General features: G+C 44.4%; 20 protein-coding genes. All 20 read right to left on the bottom strand.

The annotated features are described in order from the left end of the window. Positions 1-101 precede the first annotated feature (101 nt). The 20 genes from O6R05_RS03405 to selD all read right to left on the bottom strand — a co-directional run bounded on the left by O6R05_RS03405 (position 102) and on the right by selD (position 16,007). Positions 102-1,301 carry a BaiN/RdsA family NAD(P)/FAD-dependent oxidoreductase gene (locus O6R05_RS03405; protein ID WP_271192131.1) on the bottom strand — a complete coding sequence of 400 codons (1,200 nt, stop codon included), beginning with the start codon at positions 1,299-1,301 and terminating at the stop codon, positions 102-104. Next, positions 1,298-1,855, bottom strand: a complete 558-nt coding sequence (locus O6R05_RS03400) for a tRNA (mnm(5)s(2)U34)-methyltransferase (protein ID WP_271192130.1) — start codon at positions 1,853-1,855, stop codon at positions 1,298-1,300. Before O6R05_RS03400 ends, O6R05_RS03405 begins: the two co-directional genes overlap by 4 nt. Beyond that, positions 1,852-2,556, bottom strand: a complete 705-nt coding sequence (locus O6R05_RS03395; RefSeq protein WP_271192129.1) for a pseudouridine synthase — start codon at positions 2,554-2,556, stop codon at positions 1,852-1,854. Before O6R05_RS03395 ends, O6R05_RS03400 begins: the two co-directional genes overlap by 4 nt. Beyond that, positions 2,556-3,095, bottom strand: a complete 540-nt coding sequence (scpB, locus tag O6R05_RS03390; RefSeq protein ID WP_271192128.1) for an SMC-Scp complex subunit ScpB — start codon at positions 3,093-3,095, stop codon at positions 2,556-2,558. Before scpB ends, O6R05_RS03395 begins: the two co-directional genes overlap by 1 nt. Beyond that, positions 3,088-3,813 carry a segregation and condensation protein A gene (locus O6R05_RS03385; RefSeq protein WP_271192127.1) on the bottom strand — a complete coding sequence of 242 codons (726 nt, stop codon included), beginning with the start codon at positions 3,811-3,813 and terminating at the stop codon, positions 3,088-3,090. The genes scpB and O6R05_RS03385 overlap by 8 nt, the downstream gene beginning before the upstream one ends. Next, positions 3,810-4,415 (bottom strand): site-2 protease family protein, encoded by a 606-nt coding sequence (locus tag O6R05_RS03380; RefSeq protein ID WP_271192126.1) that lies wholly within the window; start codon positions 4,413-4,415, stop codon positions 3,810-3,812. Before O6R05_RS03380 ends, O6R05_RS03385 begins: the two co-directional genes overlap by 4 nt. Continuing rightward, the gene (locus O6R05_RS03375; protein WP_271192125.1) at positions 4,405-5,712 is read right to left on the bottom strand and encodes a pyrimidine-nucleoside phosphorylase; all 1,308 of its coding nucleotides are present in this window, start codon (positions 5,710-5,712) and stop codon (positions 4,405-4,407) included. Before O6R05_RS03375 ends, O6R05_RS03380 begins: the two co-directional genes overlap by 11 nt. Then, positions 5,713-6,525 carry a purine-nucleoside phosphorylase gene (locus O6R05_RS03370; RefSeq protein ID WP_271192124.1) on the bottom strand — a complete coding sequence of 271 codons (813 nt, stop codon included), beginning with the start codon at positions 6,523-6,525 and terminating at the stop codon, positions 5,713-5,715. Then, the gene (locus O6R05_RS03365; protein WP_271192123.1) at positions 6,522-7,061 is read right to left on the bottom strand and encodes an NUDIX hydrolase; all 540 of its coding nucleotides are present in this window, start codon (positions 7,059-7,061) and stop codon (positions 6,522-6,524) included. The genes O6R05_RS03370 and O6R05_RS03365 overlap by 4 nt, the downstream gene beginning before the upstream one ends. After that, a complete protein-coding gene (gene recN / locus O6R05_RS03360) occupies positions 7,054-8,718 on the bottom strand; it encodes a DNA repair protein RecN (RefSeq protein ID WP_271192122.1) in 1,665 nt (554 codons plus the stop codon). Before recN ends, O6R05_RS03365 begins: the two co-directional genes overlap by 8 nt. A gap of 1 nt (position 8,719) precedes the next feature. Next, positions 8,720-9,496 carry a TlyA family RNA methyltransferase gene (locus O6R05_RS03355; protein ID WP_271192121.1) on the bottom strand — a complete coding sequence of 259 codons (777 nt, stop codon included), beginning with the start codon at positions 9,494-9,496 and terminating at the stop codon, positions 8,720-8,722. Next, positions 9,493-10,341 carry a polyprenyl synthetase family protein gene (locus O6R05_RS03350; protein WP_271192120.1) on the bottom strand — a complete coding sequence of 283 codons (849 nt, stop codon included), beginning with the start codon at positions 10,339-10,341 and terminating at the stop codon, positions 9,493-9,495. The genes O6R05_RS03355 and O6R05_RS03350 overlap by 4 nt, the downstream gene beginning before the upstream one ends. Then, entirely contained in the window at positions 10,341-10,559 is a 219-nt protein-coding gene (xseB, locus tag O6R05_RS03345; protein ID WP_271192119.1) for an exodeoxyribonuclease VII small subunit, read from the bottom strand. The genes O6R05_RS03350 and xseB overlap by 1 nt, the downstream gene beginning before the upstream one ends. Then, positions 10,552-12,123 carry an exodeoxyribonuclease VII large subunit gene (xseA, locus tag O6R05_RS03340; protein WP_271192118.1) on the bottom strand — a complete coding sequence of 524 codons (1,572 nt, stop codon included), beginning with the start codon at positions 12,121-12,123 and terminating at the stop codon, positions 10,552-10,554. Before xseA ends, xseB begins: the two co-directional genes overlap by 8 nt. Positions 12,124-12,155: 32 nt before the next feature. Further along, complete coding sequence (nusB, locus tag O6R05_RS03335; protein WP_271192117.1) at positions 12,156-12,557, bottom strand: transcription antitermination factor NusB; 402 nt, start codon at positions 12,555-12,557, stop codon at positions 12,156-12,158. Further along, on the bottom strand, positions 12,557-12,931 hold the full coding sequence (locus O6R05_RS03330; protein WP_271192116.1) for an Asp23/Gls24 family envelope stress response protein: 375 nt from the start codon (positions 12,929-12,931) through the stop codon (positions 12,557-12,559). Before O6R05_RS03330 ends, nusB begins: the two co-directional genes overlap by 1 nt. Positions 12,932-13,039: 108 nt before the next feature. After that, positions 13,040-14,149 (bottom strand): aminotransferase class V-fold PLP-dependent enzyme, encoded by a 1,110-nt coding sequence (locus O6R05_RS03325; protein ID WP_271192115.1) that lies wholly within the window; start codon positions 14,147-14,149, stop codon positions 13,040-13,042. After that, positions 14,146-14,400, bottom strand: a complete 255-nt coding sequence (locus O6R05_RS03320) for a putative Se/S carrier-like protein (protein WP_271192114.1) — start codon at positions 14,398-14,400, stop codon at positions 14,146-14,148. The genes O6R05_RS03325 and O6R05_RS03320 overlap by 4 nt, the downstream gene beginning before the upstream one ends. Beyond that, positions 14,400-14,975, bottom strand: a complete 576-nt coding sequence (gene yedF / locus O6R05_RS03315; protein WP_271192113.1) for a sulfurtransferase-like selenium metabolism protein YedF — start codon at positions 14,973-14,975, stop codon at positions 14,400-14,402. Before yedF ends, O6R05_RS03320 begins: the two co-directional genes overlap by 1 nt. A gap of 9 nt (positions 14,976-14,984) precedes the next feature. Beyond that, entirely contained in the window at positions 14,985-16,007 is a 1,023-nt protein-coding gene (selD, locus tag O6R05_RS03310; RefSeq protein WP_271192112.1) for a selenide, water dikinase SelD, read from the bottom strand. Positions 16,008-16,038: the final 31 nt, after the last annotated feature.

Below are 16,038 nucleotides of genomic sequence, written 5' to 3'. Positions count from 1 at the left end.
AAATGTATTATATTTCAACAAAAACCCTAAAGATACACTTCTTACCATCTCATTATACTGAAATGTTTCGCATATAACAAGGACTATTTTGTAAGATGTGGTTATCCTTTAACACGTCCCGCGCTTATTCCCGCAAGATATCCTGTTGAATTTGCAATCTGTAGATTAAATCCACCAGTGAGACCGTCCACATCCATCACTTCGCCTGCAAAGTAGAGGCCTTGCACTAACTTCGACGCCATTGTAGACGGATCAATGTCCTTGACACACACACCTCCACCGGTAACAATCCCTGCATTGATGTTCATAAGGCCGTCATAGTGGAGTGGCCATGCTTTGATGATTCTAACAAGGTTGTCGCGTTCAGCTTTAGTGATATCATGAACTTTCTTGCGTCCATCCAATTGCGCCGCATGAAGAATAGGGTCAATCAGGCTCTTTAAAAGCAACCGACTCAGCGCATTAGTTAAATCTTTATTTTTCCCCGCCTCAAAATCCCGAAGCAACCGCCGATCCAAAGTCTCGCGGTCCAAGGCCGGTTTCAAATCCAGAGTTAAAGTGATATTTTTTCTGCGATTGATATAACTTGAAGTGGAAAGCACAATAGGTCCGGAGATGCCGCAATCGGTAAACACCATTTCTCCAAACGCACGATAAATTTCACGACGATTTTCATAGGCTGTGAGCTCAACATTTTTCAACGACAAACCTTGAAGCGCTTTCACAGAATCTTTTAAGAGAATAGGGACCAGTGCAGGAACCGTTTCAACAATTGTGTGCCCTAAAGCCTTGGCAAAAAGGTAACCGTCACCGGTGCTTCCCGTACTTTGATAACTCAGACCACCCGTTGCAATGATGACACGTTCAAACGCTTGACCGTTGACATAAAATGTATCGCCGTACTTCTCAATAGTCTTGACCGGTGTGTTGAGTTTCAAAGCCACATGATTATCCCGCAGTCGCTTTTCATAAGCCTTAATAATATCCGAGGACTTATCCGACTTTGGAAATATCCGATCCCCCCGCTCAACTTTAAGCGCTACGCCGGCATGTTCAAAAAGTTCAGCAGTTTTATCCGGCGGCAATGCATACAGAGCTGAATACAGAAATTTTTCATTGGTAACCACATTGTCGAAGAACTCGGCCACATCTTTAGAGGTCGTGATATTGCAACGCCCCTTACCGCTGATAAAAACTTTTTTACCCAGCCGTTCATTTTTTTCGAAAAGCGTCACATGGCCTTGCGCTACGGAAGCGGCCATCATCCCTGCGGCGCCACCGCCAACAACTGCAATATTCATGATCTTACTCCAATTTTAAAAACTTTGGGCGGGTTGTGACGTTCATTAAAAAATTCAATTGCTTCCACAGCATAGTGCTTTTGATCAAGATGTTTTAAATAGTATTCGAGCTGGGCGCGTTCTTCGAAAGAACCGGGATGACCGACATAACTTACCACTAAAATCATGCCTTGAGGTCTTAAAAATTTTAACGCTGAAGCAAGGGAGGCTACAGTAGAATCACCCTTAGTGATGATAGTCTTATCACTTCCCGGCAAATAGCCTAAATTATAAATGACAAAATCGACAGGTTGACCGATGAATTCAAAAACATTCTCATGAGAGAGTTGAAAAAGCTTAAAGTTTGAAAAACCTGCCTCTTCAAGACGACCCTTTGTATCACAAATCGCAGCTTCCTGAACATCACAGCCATATAAAAAGGCTGCCCCCTGCTTCAAAATGCGCAAACTGTCACCGCCTCGTCCACAAGTCGCATCCACACAAATGGTACCTTTTAAGTTCGCTGCATTGATGACATCCGAGGTCACATCCAAGTAGTTCGTTGCCACTTTCATCGGGCCATCAGTTCCTTCACTTCATCGTCTGTGAGTGCACGATAATTGCCGATCCCTAAATCCCCCAACTGGATATTGCCGATGGCGATGCGCTTCAATTTCTTTACAGGATGGCCAATTTTTTCAAACATAATCTTCACTTCATGATTTTTACCTTCCACCACGTTCACTTCAATGATGCTGTCAGCTTCAAATCGCTTGAGAATTTTTACCTTCGCCGGCGCAAATTTCACCTGTCCCACGCGAATCCCCTTGCGCAACATATCCAACTCCACCTTGTTGGGAGTCCCTTCTACTGTAGCTATATAAGTTTTCACAATGGTGTTGGAAGGATGGGTAACTTTGTTAGTAAACGCACCATCATCCGTTAACAGTATAAGACCGGTTGTATCAATATCCAATCGTCCAACAGGATAGATACGATCCTCCGTATCGATAAGATCGACCACAGTTGGACGTTTTTTTTCATCTGAAACTGTAGATACCACACCCATGGGTTTATTTAAAAGATAATAGCTATGTTTCTTGATCAGCTTGAGACGCTTACCATCTAAATAGACTCTGTCCTTGTCCGGATCTACATCCACACCCATATCCGTGATAACCGTGTCGTTAATTCGAACTCTGCCTTGTTCGATAAGCAGCTCCGATTTTCTTCGAGATGCTGCGCCACTGTGAGCCATGTACTTTTGTAATCGCATTATTCCTCCAAAAAATTGGTTTCTTGAGTGTCGCTATCCAATAATGGCAACTCCTCCAGGGACTTCAGTCCAAACTTCATCAGGAAGTTTTCCGTAGTTTCATAGACATTGGGTGTCCCCACTTGTTTAAGCTTGCCCGTAATTTCAATTAAGCCCAATTCTGTTAAATTTTTAAGCGTACTGTCACACTTGACACCGCGAATTGACTCGATTTCAATTTTCGTAATCGGTTGCTTGTAGGCGACAATAGAAAGAACTTCCAAGGAAGCACTGGAAAGATTTTTAATATTTTTCTTCGTGACGAAGTGAGTGATCACATCAAAATAATCCGGCTTTGTGGAGAGACTAAATTTGTCCGCTGCAACGGTCAGCCTAAGTCCCCTTCCCGGCTCAGCATAAGCCTGTTCCAACTCGCCAACGGCTTCATATATGGCCGCTTCACTCACACCTAAAGCTTCTTTGAGCTCCTTTACCGAGCAGGGTTCGGACCATGCAAACAAAATACTTTCAATGGCACCGATAACTTCGTTTTTATTCATGATTCCATTCCATTTTACTCACAACCCATATATCTGTTAACGTACTATTTTGCTGTAATGTGATTAACTGATTTTTACACATTTCTAAAAGCGCAAGAAAATAAGAAATAATTTCCTCTCTTAACGCATATGAACTGAGCAATTCCGTAAAGAAAAATTTTTCTTTGACTCTAAGCATATGATAAATGCCATCCATACACAATTTCACATTAAACTTATCCATGACGATATGGTGCTCCACCGTTGACTTTTCATAGCGTGTTAAAATATTTTGAAAAGTTTTCGTCAATACATCCACTGAAACACCTTGAAGCAGACTAAAATCATCCAAGTAAGAAAAATCCTCTTTTAACTTATGAAACGACCTCAGTTCATAATTCTCCTGCTGACGCAGAAGCTCAGCGGTCTTTTTAAAATTTTCATATTCAATAAGCTTTTGTACCAGCTCTTTTCGCGGATCCTCTTCTTCCTCTTGCGCTTCCACCGATGCTTTCGGAAGCAGCATTTTGGATTTAATCTCCACTAAAGTGCTTGCCACTACCAAAAAATCACTAGTCAATTCCAAGTCCAATTCTTTTGCAGCATAAATATAGTTTAAAAATTGAGCCGTTACAACATTAATTTCAATGTCATAAATATCCAACTCATTTTTTTTTATCAAATCTAAGAGCAGTTCGTAGGGCCCGTCGTAAACCTGTAAAGTGATATTGACACTCATAGCCAAAGACCTAATTGTATAAAAGCAGTAAGAACAGCTTCCATAACCGGCGCAATAAGTTGCCCAATAAATCCGCTCATCACACCGATAACCAATAGAATGTAAATGTAGCGTTCATTTTGTAAGATAAAATCCTGACTCTCATAAGGTAAAAAAGACAGCAGCACCTTAGACCCGTCCAAAGGCGGCAACGGCACTAAGTTAAATACTCCGAGCATAGTGTTATACCACATCACCTCTTCTAAAAACCATCCCAATAAACCTTGTCCACCCATCTTCACCCAAAGTATGCTGGCAAGCAACCCCAGAATAAAATTGGTTACAACCCCTGCAACGGATACGACAAAAAGGCCGGCTCTACGATTGCGAAAAGCGTTGATATTAATAGGCACTGCCTTAGCCCAACCGAAATGAAACACTACCATAAACAACAATCCTAACGGATCAATGTGGTTTAACGGATTAAACGACAGCCTGCCCTGACGCTTTGCCGTCGTATCTCCGAATTGGTAGGCCGCCACACCGTGAGCCACTTCGTGGGGAATAATGGCAAAAAGAAGTGCTAAGACCCGAATAGCGTACACTGAAAAACTACTCAACATGATCAACCACTTTTAATATGAGTGCCGACCCATCCTGCTTCTCAGTGCCAATGGTATAAGCCTGAAGAAGGTCTGCTTTCGCAGTATCCACATCATCTTTTTTAGTATAGAGCGTTGCCAAAACGTCACCAATTTCCACCCTATCACCTATCTTCTTGTGCAAATAAATGCCTGCTCCCAAATCTAAAATGCTCTCTTTCGTTTCACGTCCGGCACCTAAATTTTTTGCGACTTCACCCACTTTTAACGCGTCAATTTTTTGCACATAACCTGCCGCATCACTCTTCAGTTCGAAAGCCGGTGACAGCTCAAATTTCGAGGTGTCATCCAGATAGCTGCCGTCGCCGCCTTGAAGTTCCACCATTTCTTTGAACTTCGAAAGGGCTGAACCGTCGCTCAATGCCCCTTCAATTCCTTGACGCGCGTCTTCAGGATTGTCGTAAGCTCCGGCCAGAAGTAAAAGTTTTTCAGCAAGGACGACCACCAACTCTTTTAAATCTTTCGGTCCTTTGTTTTGAAGCGTATCGATGGCTTCAATAACCTCTACACTGTTGCCGACGGCACGGCCCAACGGTTCAGACATATCGGTAATCACAGCAACGGTTTTACGTTTAAATTGTTCTCCAAGAACTACCATAAGTTGAGAAAGCTCGGTCGCAGCCTCCAGCGTCTTCATAAATGCACCGCTGCCCACTTTCACATCCAACACCAAGGCATCCGCGCCCACAGCTATCTTCTTACTCATAATGGAACTGGCAATCAAACCCTTGTGATTTACCGTTGCAGTGGCATCTCTAAGAGCATAAATTTTTTTATCTGCCGGTGTCACTTCACCGGTTTGTCCGCAAATGGCAATTTTTATAGCATTCGTGTTGTCAATAAACTGCTCTTTCGACATATCTATACAAAGACCGGGAATGGATTCCAGTTTGTCTAAAGTCCCTCCGGTATGGCCTAAGCCTCGACCGCTCATTTTTGCAAAAGGGACGCCTAAACTTGCCACGAGGGGGCCCAACACCAATGAAGTCGTATCCCCGACGCCACCGGTCGAATGCTTGTCCACTTTCACACCTTCAATACCACTTAAGTCGATGGTCTCTCCGGATTCAATCATAGCTTTGGTCAGAGCAAAGGTCTCCTCTACCGTCATATTTTGAAGACAGATAGCCATAAGCAGTGCCGACATTTGATAATCCGGAATAGTACCGTCAGTATATCCCTGAATCACAAAATTGATTTCATCAGTAGACAGGACTGCCCCGTTTTTCTTTTTTTCGATAATGTCATACATGTGCATTTACTTCACCTCTTCAATAACGGCACTGATCAGCTTTTTAAAATCGTCTTTGATTTGCGCTGAAACCGCAATGACTTCCTTGTGATCCAACGGCTGATCCAAGATGCCCGCCGCCATATTGGTACAGCAAGAAATGCCGAGAATTTCCACCCCACGATGACGTGCTACAATTACTTCCGGCACGGTGCTCATGCCGCAGGCATCAGCACCTAGTATCCGTGCCATGCGTACTTCGGCAGGCGTTTCATAAGTCGGACCGGTAAAAAACATATAGACCCCTTCTTGTAAGGTCAAACCTTGAGCCTTGGCCACGGTCTTAGCAATCTCTCCCATCTGTTTAGAATAAGTATATGTCATATCTAAAAAACGTGGCCCCATAGCTTCATCATTAGGTCCGATGAGAGGATTCTGCCCTGAAAAATTAATGTGATCACGAATAAGCATGAGATCTCCCGGTTTGAAATCGGTATTTACAGCACCACATGCATTGGTAACAATAAGTTTTTCTATGCCTAGATCGCAAAGTATTTTGACTGGCGCCACAACGCTGTCAATCCCTTTGCCTTCATAGTAGTGGATGCGACCTTGCATCGCTACGACATTTTTTCCTCCAACTGTGCCGAAAACCAAGTGCCCTTCATGCCCTTTGACAGTAGACGTTCCAAAGCCCGGGATATCTTTGTAATCAATAACCACGGTATCTTCAAAGGCTTCAACAAAATCACCCAACCCCGATCCTAAAATTAAGCCAATCTTCGGCGGGTTGGACACTTGCTTAAGTATCGTTTTAACTGCTTGTGAATGTTGTATCATTGATTTCTCCTAAACGTGTTGTAGTAGAGTACAGCTGCAATGGACTTGCCGTCACTGATTTCACATCGCCCTATACGCTTTATAATGTCATCAAATGGAATTTTTTCAACTTCAATAAATTCGTCATGATCCAAGTCCTGTGCTGCCAACGTTAAATTTGTAGCAAAAAAGGCATGGATCTTTTCAGTGCAAAAACCCGGTGTGGTATAAAATTCACAGAGGTACTCCATAGTATCGGCCCGATAACCTGTTTCTTCCAAAAGTTCTCTGGCGGCAGCATCCTTTGGAAGTTCGTCCAACTCAATGCCCCCTGCAGGAATTTCCAGCAATGTTTTATCTAAAGGTTTACGATATTGAGAGACCATAAGAATTTCATCATCATCAGTCAGTGCGACGACACAGACTGCAGGATGATGTTCAATGATTTCACGCTTAGAATACTTTGCGTTGGGAAGTTCGACTGTGTCGACTCGGAGTTTCAAGATCTTGCCGTCATAAATTTTATCCGTTTTTATCGTAAGCTCCGTATTATCCATTACTTGCTCCTTTTAAAATCAGTTCTCTGGCCGCTTCCAATGCACGTGGCGTGATCGTTTCTCCGCCAATAAGCCGCGCCAATTCATGTAATCGCTCATCTTCGTTAAGTTTGATGACTGTTGAAATGGTGCTTTGATCTGTAGTTTTCTTCTCAATGAGATAATGGTGATCGGCATAGGCAACAATCTGCTGCAAGTGGGAAATGACAATGACTTGTCGCTCCCTGGCCAGGTTCTTTATCTTTCGGCCTACCACGTCGGCGGTTGCGCCGCTAATTCCGGTGTCGATTTCATCAAATATCAAAGTCTGAATGTTGTCTTTTTGAGCCAAAATAGACTTAAATCCCAACATAATTCGACTCATTTCACCCCCTGAAGCCGTTTTTGCAAGCGGTTTAAAATCTTCACCCCGATTCGTCTTGATGAGGAAGGTAATCTCGTCCGCACCCGTCTCCCGCAGCTCCGTATCTTTGAAGTCCACTTTAAACTGCGCATCACGAATCACCAACTGGTGAAGCTCCTCCGCCACGTTCGTCTCAAGAACTCTCGCCTGAACTTTTCTCCGTTCGGAAATGCTCTCAGCACGCTTTTTCAAATCCGTTGCAGCAGTTTGAATTTGAGTCTCAAGCGTCCTTCGATAAGTATCATAGTTTACCAGATCGTCCAGACGTTTTTTTGTTTCGGCATAAAAGGCGTCAATAGCCTCGAGGGTATTGCCATACTTCTTCTTTAAGCTGTTAACCAAATCCAAACGATCTTCCAATTCTCGGAGGCGCTGAGGATCTGCCTCAAGATGATCGAAATAATCTTCCAGCTCAAAACTTAAACGCTTCAACCCGTCCCGCAGCTCTTCACCCTCTGTGTATAGAGGTTGCAAACCTTCGTCAACGCGTACCATTTTTGAAAGAGTGCCCACGATATCATCCATGGCACTTTCTACACTGGGGCCGTCGAATTGCTTAAGTTGACCCATCACACGTCCCAAATTTTCAGCCAGTTCTTTCACGTGATTCAAACGTTTAAAATCCCGCTCCAATTCTTCATCGTCATAAGGCGAAAGTTTAGCATTGTCGATTTCATCCAACTGATATGACAGCAGATCCATTTCCCGTTCTCGGCTGCTGAGATCTTGGGTTTGATTGTCCAACTCTTTTTGCAGCTCACGAAGCTTGCTGTAATCCGCCGCAAACTCATCCAACGCCTTGAGATGATCCCTTCCGGCAAAAGAGTCTAGAAGCTCACGCTGATTGCCGCTCTGCATGAGAGACATAGACTCATGCTGAGCAAAAATGTCGATCAGTCGTCCCGTAAGAGTTTCTATGATACCGTTGTTGACGGTGCGTCCATTGACTCTTGATAAGGCCGGACGATCCCGCTTGATTTCCTTGGATAGAATAATCAGCTCACCCGGCTGAAACTCCATATCCATCTCTTCAAAGCTTTCGTAGCAGGTAAAGATAGCTTCAATGTAAGCAAATTCCTCACCTTTACGAATCATATCCTTATTGGCCCGTCCCCCTAAGACGACAGAAAGCGCATCAATAATGATAGACTTCCCTGTACCGGTCTCTCCCGTGAGGATATTTAGACCTTTTCCAAATTCAATACGCACATCTTGGATAATGGCAAAATTTTTAATATAAAGCTCCAGCAGCATATCACACGCCCTTTATAATTTGATCAATATCATCATAGTGCGACAATTTATCCGACTTCTCCAAATAGATTAGAAATTCCCTGTTTCCTTTGGTACCTGTAATGGGCGAAGTGGTAAGACCTTGGATCGAAAATCCTAAATTTGACGAGAAGTTCACAATTTTTTCGACGACGTCCTTATGTACTTTTTCATCCCGCACAATACCCTTTTTCCCAACTTTGTCACGCCCTGCCTCAAATTGCGGTTTAATTAAGGCCACCATTGCGGCACCGTTTTTTAAAAGTTTGTACGCATTGGGCAAAATATGTTCCAATGAAATAAAACTGACGTCGGTAGCCAAAAAATCCACCTGTTCAATAGATGCCGTCTCAAAGGTTCGGAAGTTGGTCTGTTCCATCACCACGACTCTCGGATCAACTCGCAACTTATAGTCCAGTTGATTGGTGCCCACATCAATAGCATAGACTTTAGCTGCACCATTTTGGAGCATGCAGTCCGTAAATCCACCGGTGGAAGATCCCACATCAGCTGCAATCGCATCTTTAAGCACTATAGGAAAGGATGCCAAAGCCCCTTCAAGTTTAAATCCACCGCGACTGACATACTTCAACCCTTTGGACTTAATATAGAGTTCTGCATCGACATCAACCAATTCCCCCGGTTTTTCCACCCGTTGTGTGCCAATGAAGACCTCACCGGACATAATGAGACGTTTTGCCTTTTCTCTGGAATCTACGTCGCCATTTTTAAAAAGCAGGACATCTGCACGTTCTTTCATAGTTCACGTCCCACCAGTTTTCGAGTGAGTGCTTCCAACTCCGACGTATCATAAGACAGCGTTGAAAGAGCTTTTAATGCACGATTCGTATGCTTCTCTATCGCAACGCTCAGTTCCTCTTTGGTGATATAATTTAAAATTGTATTGTTATCATGGGCTTGATCCTGAGCCGCATCGATGTAATCGTCCTGTTCTTGAAAAGCCATACCAAGCGCATTGGCAAACTCCTCAAAAGTTGCAATCTCTGTATCGTTGGCCCCGGCCAAGATAGCGCCTGAAACCACACTGCCTCGAATAAGTGCGGCGGTCTTAAGTTTATACATCGTCTCACAGACTTCTCTGTTCATCGTATCGGTATAACCCAAATCAATAACCTGTCCACCAATCATGCCATGAACACCGGTACAGGTAAAGATATAACGCATGGCGTGAAGCCCGCGTTGTATTGCTTCTATAGAATCCATCTTTTCAATTTCACGACTGAGCACTTCCGCCGCCATATTTAAAAGACCGTCCCCAGATAGAATCGCCATAGCTTCCGAATAGACCTTGTGATTGGTCGGCTTGCCCCGCCTGATGTCGTCATTGTCCATAGCCGGTAAATCATCATGAATGAGGGAATAAGTGTGAATCAGCTCCACTGCCGCCGCAAAAGGAATCACTTTTGCTATGTCCTCATCACTTATTGCCTTAAAAGTCAAAATCGTAAGGATGGGTCGAAGGCGCTTACCCCCGCTGGATAAGGAATAAAGCATGGACTCGTACACCTTTTTTTGAAACTCGTCAATGGATGTAAAGTTTTTAAAAAGATAATTTTCAACGTCGTCTATAAACGGATAATCCATTAGTCCCTCACATAAGCTTTCTCTTGAAGGCTCTCTCCTTCATGCATTAACACTTTCACTTTATCTTCATAATCATGAAGCTTCGCCATGCAATACTTGTAATATTTAATACCCTCTTCATACTTTTCCAGTGATGCTTCCAAAGTGATATCCTCCGATTCTAATTCGGCAATAATGTCCTGTAATTTTGCAAATGCACTTTCATACGTTTCATTCATGTTGATCACCCACTTTTAAAATTTCAGATGTCACGCTGCCATCATAAAAGACAATCGTCACTTGGTCTTTCACCTTGGCATCCTTGGCACTTCGTAAGATTGTACCTTCCGACGACTTCACATAAGCGTTGGAAAAACTGTGCCGAGCAAGTTTGTGATAAGTAGCCCTCAAAGCGGTCTCTTTATCACCCAGATCCCTATGCCACATAAGCTGCGCATCAGTAAACACCTGCGTCAGATGTGTCTGTCTGCTCGCCATCTTTTGTGCCAATTTTTTCCCATAGTCTGCCATACTCAGTGCCTGCAGTTTGATATGGTAAGCTTCTGACGTGCGGTTTAACGCAGCATCCATGACTGCTTTTGATGCAGCAAGACGACGCTTATAACTCAAGTGATTTTTCGAATGCACTGCAGCATTCAAACTCTTCACAGCATTTTGTAGTGTTCTGTGTGTCTTAGATACTTGCGGCAGATTCAACCGATCCTTATAGACTCGCAGCGTCTGTCTCGCCACGACCGGTTTTGCCTGTATAAGCTTCTCTAAATACCGCCGTTCTAATTCAAGTTCACGATGCCGCGATGCCCCTTGATGCGGAAAGTTTCTCAAAGCACTGTAGCCGAAATTAAGCTGAGAGCGAATCATGTAACGTTTAGTAGCAACCGCTCGATTCAGTACAGGTTTTAGCGGTATCACATCATTCTTACAGCGTTTAATCTTGTCTAGCATCATGCTGCGAAGCGTACCCAGGGTCAACTCGCATTGAGTTATCAGCTCCTCATGACTTCGAGCCACCAGCTCCGCCGCAGAAGACGGTGTCGGCGCTCTGAGATCACTCACATAATCAGTGATCACATAGTCAATTTCATGGCCAACAGCGGATATCACAGGCTTACTCATGGACGCCACAAATCGAGCCAAGGTTTCATCATTAAAAGCCTGAAGGTCTTCATAGGCGCCGCCACCTCGAGTAAGCACCACGACATCCACATCGGACTTTTCGAAATAGTTCATCCCGGCAAGTAATTCATCCGGTGCCCGATCACCCTGTACTAATGCAGGATAAAGGACAATCTCTACCGCCGGATTACGGCGCGTCAGAACATTGATAATATCCTCAATGGCAGCGCCGTCTTTTGAGGTGACAATGCCCACTTTTTGAGGAAAATAAGGTATCTTTCCCTGTTTCTTTTCAAACAGACCTTCTTCCTGTAATTTATCTTTCAACGCCAAGAAGGCTTCCATGGCCGTTCCTACACCGGCAAGCTCCAGCTTGCGAATAAAGTAGGTAAGAGATGCATCCCGTTCAAAGACAGACACAGCTCCGTTGGCATAGACATGATCGCCATTTTTAGGATCGTGCCCCAAACGTGCTACATCGGTATAGTAAACGACAGCACGCACCCTAGCCCCATCATCTTTTAAGGTCAGATAATAGTTGCCGTTGGAATGTTTGGTAAGATCAGTGATCTCCCCTTCCACAGTCACGTTGGCAAGCAAGTAGTCCATGGCAATATATTTTTTTATGTATTTATTCAGTTCTTTAACTTGTATGGCTGATGTCATAGGATTTAAAAAACCGAGAGCACGGCCCTCGGTCAATGAATACTTCTATAAATACTGCCCAGTATTCCGTTGATAAACTTCTGAGAATCGTTAGACCCATAACTCTTTGCAAGCTCAACAGCTTCATTGATGGAAACTTCATCAGGAATGTCGTCACGGTAGAGCATTTCATATACGGCGATACGCAAGATGGCACGATCTACTTTGGCGAGACGCTCCAATGTCCATCCTTGAAGATTATCTTTGAGCAAAGCATCAATATCTGCAAGGTGTTCATTGATCACCGGCATACTGGATTGGATGTATTGAACCTCATCCTCTTTAAATTCAAAGTTTTCCAAAAAAACATCGATATCGTTGTCGTCGCAGGTTCCATTCAAATCGATTTGATAGATCAACTGCATTTGACCAATTCTAGCTTTTTTTCTACTCATTAATTTTTAACTTTCCTATCCGGTACGGCAATGCCGCTGACGTGTACGTTGGTTTCCACCACAGTAAGTCCCGTCATATTTTCTACGGCATCTTTCACCTTATCTTGAACCTTTGTCGCTATATCTACAATGTTGAGTCCATATTCAACAGTTATGTGTAAATCTATAACCGCTTCAGCTTCTCCCACTGAAACTTTAATACCACGAGCCATCGCACGACCAATTATGTCCATCGCTTGAGATTTTAATCCGGATTGTGTCTTCACAACACCTTCAACAGTCTCAGCGGCAAGAATGGATATTGTTGCAATAACGTCTTCTGAAATTTTAACATCGCCAGTCGACCCGGATTCTACTAAATACTTCTCAGACATTGGCCACCTCCAATTATTTATGTAGAATATTATACCAAAATTCAGCGTAAAACACAAAAACTTACCCTGATTCGAAAAAAGCGTCGATTGCCCGACGCTTCCATTATGTTAAATAATGTCGGCAACCGCTTCAAGGGTCGCCACTATGTCATCCGCCGTGGTGAAGCATGACGTAGCAAGACGCATAAGACCATCGTCATTTGTCTTCAATGCACGGTGAATAAGCGGTGCACAGTGAAATCCGCTGCGGCCGCAAATGCCGCGCTCTTCCAAGAGCATGGCAACTTCTCCCGAGGCATAACCCTCCACAGCAAAGCTTACAGTGTGCGTTGCCGGTCCTTCCAATGGATGAAAGACCGTGACCTTTTTAAGTGACCGAAGCCCGTTCACCAAGTTATCAAAGCAATCCGATGCCGTCTGTATAGCTTCAGTGCAAAATTTTACCCCTTCACAGAGTCCGGCCAAGCCGGGCACGTTCATAGTGCCTGCTTCATAATAGATAGGCAGCTCCGTCGGCATGGTTTTGGAAAAACTATAGATACCGCTGCCACCGGTAATTAACGTTGTAGGACGAAGCGCGCCGCCAAGGAATAGGCCGCCGGTTCCCATAGGTCCGTACAGCGATTTATGACCGGTGAATGCATAGATCATGGCTTCGTCCTCTGCCTTCTGAAGATCTACAGGAATTTGTCCCAGCGTTTGAGCACCGTCAAGAATCACCCAAAGACCGTGCGCCTTGGCCACATCTAAAATATCTTCAAATGGCGACACCGCTCCCGTGACATTACTCCCGTGGGTCATGACCAAACCCTTGGTGTTCGACTTGATCAGAGAGTTGACCTTTGAAAAATTAGGTCTGAAATTCTCGTCCATCTCTAAAAAGCTGAGCTCACATCCGGTTTCATAGAGGGGACGGAGGACGCTGTTGTGTTCACAGACCGTGGTGATAATATGATCTGTGGACTGAACCAAACCTTTAATCGCCAGATTTAAAGAATACGTGACACCACTGTTTAATAGAATACGTTCCCGGGCAAAGCCGCCAACCAATGTCCCTAAAGCATCCCGAGTGCCTTCTACCACCTGCTGTGCTCGAAAACTGTAGTCATGACTGCCTCGACCCGGATTGCCATAGGTGCCGTTCAAGGTGCGCAGCATGGCTTGCGCTACTGCCGGCGGCTTTTGTGCCGTCGTTGCGGCGTTGTCCAAATAAATCATACCAACGCCTCCACATAGCGCTTACCGTCTCTTCGCACATAGCTGTAGACCCCTTGCCAAGTGATGTGCTCATGGCTAAGATACGCCTTTACCACCTCCACCGCATCGAATGGACAGCGAAGAGCTAAGCCGCAACTGGCGTCAATTTCCGGCAAGAGTGGAATCAAACGGGTCTGAAGGTCTTTGGTTGCATCCGCAGCCATATAGGCCAAGCGACTGTTCTCAAAAGAAAATAATCCGACGGTTTCCATTAGAATGAAATCACTTTGTATGTTCTTAAAATTTCAGTAATGCGGAACATATTGGTAATTTGACCTACTGCCAGCTTGTCTTTGAGACCATAGTTGTCCAGGCAAAGACCGCAGCTGATAACCTCCGTGCCGTTGGCTTCCAACTTTTTCAAATCTTCAACAGTCTTCTCATTTTCAGTGGACAGGCGTACACCTTCATTGACACAAATGACAATGGAAGGCACAATATCTTGTTCGGTCAGGCTGTAGACAAAGGTCTCCATTAAACTCTTCGCAAAACCGCTCTCCCCTTTTCCAAATTCATCAGCATCCAAGAGCACCGCATACTCCTCTTGAGTCAGCTCTTGTTTTTTCTCTTTGCCGCTAGCGGTTAAGGTCACACGAAATCTTTCGTCCGCCTCTTGCACCACGTCATAATCAAGACTTTCCTGTTCTGCCAACTTCTTTAAATTATGAGTTGCTTCCACGTTGTCAACAAGGACTTCCACAACGTCCCCTTCCCTTTGTTCACGAAGTGCTTTTTTAGCAAGAATCACAGGAATAGGGCATACTTTGCCTAACGCATTAATTTCCATAATTTCCTCCTAATAGACTAAAATTTGTTTTGCTTCTCGAGGTACTACCGTCCCAATCACCTCGGCCGGATACCCATAGTGATGTAGTGCATCGATAATCGGTTTCGACACTTCCCCCTCAACCGCAATTAAAAACCCGCCTGATGTCTGGGGATCAAAGAGGAGCTCTTCTTCATAGAGTTTAAGTCCTTCCAACGCCACGACATCACCGACGTAGTTGCGATTGCGTTCTGAGCCACCGGTGAAAAGACTTTTCTTAGCGGCTTCAAGAGCTCCCGGAAGGATCGGAATATCATTCATGGACAGAAGCACACTGACGCTGTCATCCACCATCTCCATCAAGTGACCTAAAAGACCGAATCCTGTGACATCAGTAAGGGCATGGACAGCATAACCCATGAGCACATCTCGCGCGTACTTATTGAGTAAAGTCATGGATCTCACCGTGGTCAAATAGTCACACTCCGAAACTTCACCCACACTCTTTGCTCCGGTGACAAGACCGGTACCGAGGGCTTTGGTTAGAATGATAACATCTCCAACTTGTAAGCCTTGATTGGTCCAAATCTTATCGGGATGCACCGTGCCCATAACACTAAGACCATACTTCATTTTTTCATCATGGATGCTGTGTCCTCCCGAAAGCGTAGCGCCCGCCTCTTTAACTTTATCTGCGCCGCCACGAAGTATCTCATGAAGCATCGCCTCATCACCGGACTCAGGATAAGCCAAAATATTTAGTGCACTCACCACTTCACCACCCATGGCATAGATATCACTTAAGGCGTTTGTAGCTGCAACAGCACCAAAGGTGTACGGATCGTCCACCATCGGAGGAAAAAAGTCCAACGATAAAATCACAGCCAAATCGTCAGTGAGTTTCACCACGGCTCCATCGTCATGTTTATCAAAGCCTACCAAATGGTCGGTCCGAAAGTTTTTGGGAAGTCCCTCTAAAATTCTGCTAAGCTTCGTTGCAGACAACTTGGCATTACACCCGCCGCAGACTTCCAAACGCGTTGATTGATTCATATATCCTCCATTCTCTACTCATTGTATCACC

It is taken from the genome of Peptoniphilus equinus (genome assembly GCF_027921445.1).
GTDB classification, from domain to species: domain Bacteria; phylum Bacillota; class Clostridia; order Tissierellales; family Peptoniphilaceae; genus Peptoniphilus; species Peptoniphilus equinus.
This window is presented reverse-complemented; position numbering and strand designations above follow the sequence as displayed.